Raw genomic sequence first — 1265 nt, 5'->3', positions numbered from 1 at the left:
TGACATGGTCTAATAGAAGCGACCAACCCAGTTAAGAGATATAATGTTCTTAATTGGAGGAAAAGATGTTAACACGAGTAAAATATTCAAAAGAATTTAAATTGGATGCAGTGAGTCTTGTTTTGGAACAAGGTTATGAACGCAAGACAGCAGCAGAAAGCCTTGGGGTCAAGTACGAGCTGCTATGCCGTTGGGTAAAAGAGGCGAGTCAAGAAGAGGGCCAAGCCTTCCGAGGTCAGGGTAAGCTTACAGAAGAACAGGCAGAGATACGACGCTTAAGAGAAGAAGTCAAACGCCTGAAGATGGAAAAAGAAATCTTAAAAAAAGCAACGGTCTTCTTTGCGCAAGAAACGAAATGAAATATGCGTTTATCGCCCAGCATAAGAAGACCTGGCCTATCGACTTGATGTGTCGATTACTGGGCGTGAAGCGTAATGGATACTATGGTTATTCCAAACGACAAAATAATCCCGATGACCCAGAACACACGGAGTTAATCGATTGGATTAAACAAGTTTCTGAATCCTCTCAACAGACTTATGGAAGTCGTCGCATGAGGAAGGCATTGAATGCACTTGGATATCCGATTGGCCGTGATAAAACGCGTAGGTTAATGAAAGAAGCGAGCGTGTGGGTTCGCTATAGAAAAAAATATAAGGTAACCACTAATAGTAAACATAAAAAACCTTTATTTAACAATGAATTGAATCGCCAGTTTACCGTTGAGTGGCCTAATCGTGTGTATGTGTCGGACATCACCTATGTTTGGACACAAGAAGGTTGGCTTTATTTGGCGGTGGTTCTGGATCTGTATTCACGAAAGGTGGTGGGTTGGAGCATGAGCTCCCGGATGAAGGCTGATTTAGTTTGTGATGCACTAAAAATGGCGATTTGGCAGCGAAAACCAGAGCGAGGACTTATTGTTCATTCAGATAGAGGCGTCCAATATGCCAGTAAACCCTACACACAGCTTTTGGCACTACATGGCTGTAAAGGAAGCATGAGCCGCAAAGGGGATTGTTGGGACAATGCGGTAGCGGAGAGCTTTTTTGGTTCGTTGAAGCAGGAGTTGGTACAGTGGAAAAACTACCAGACTCGCTATGAAGCACAGCAAGATATCCTGGGCTATATTGCTATGTTTTATAATAGCAAGCGGCTTCATTCGTTTTTGGGATATATGTCTCCAAATAAATATGAGGCACTGAGGGAGATGGCTTTGAAAAAAGTAGCTTAACTGGGTTGTATCGTTTTACTTGACCACGTCA

1 protein-coding gene is annotated in these 1265 nt (G+C 42.8%); it reads left to right on the top strand.

What is annotated here, in order from left to right; translation table 11 throughout:
* The first annotated feature begins 65 nt into the window (after positions 1-65).
* A protein-coding gene (locus ACQY7T_RS12725; protein WP_428413890.1) for an IS3 family transposase occupies positions 66-1234 on the top strand; the annotation gives its coding sequence in 2 pieces (ribosomal slippage) (positions 66-306 and positions 306-1234; 1170 coding nt in all).
* Positions 1235-1265: the final 31 nt, after the last annotated feature.

The sequence above is a fragment of the Legionella sp. genome, from assembly GCF_965140895.1.
Lineage (GTDB): Bacteria > Pseudomonadota > Gammaproteobacteria > Legionellales > Legionellaceae > Legionella.
The sequence above is the reverse complement of the archived record's forward strand: the minus strand, read 5'-3'. Positions and strand labels throughout refer to the sequence as shown.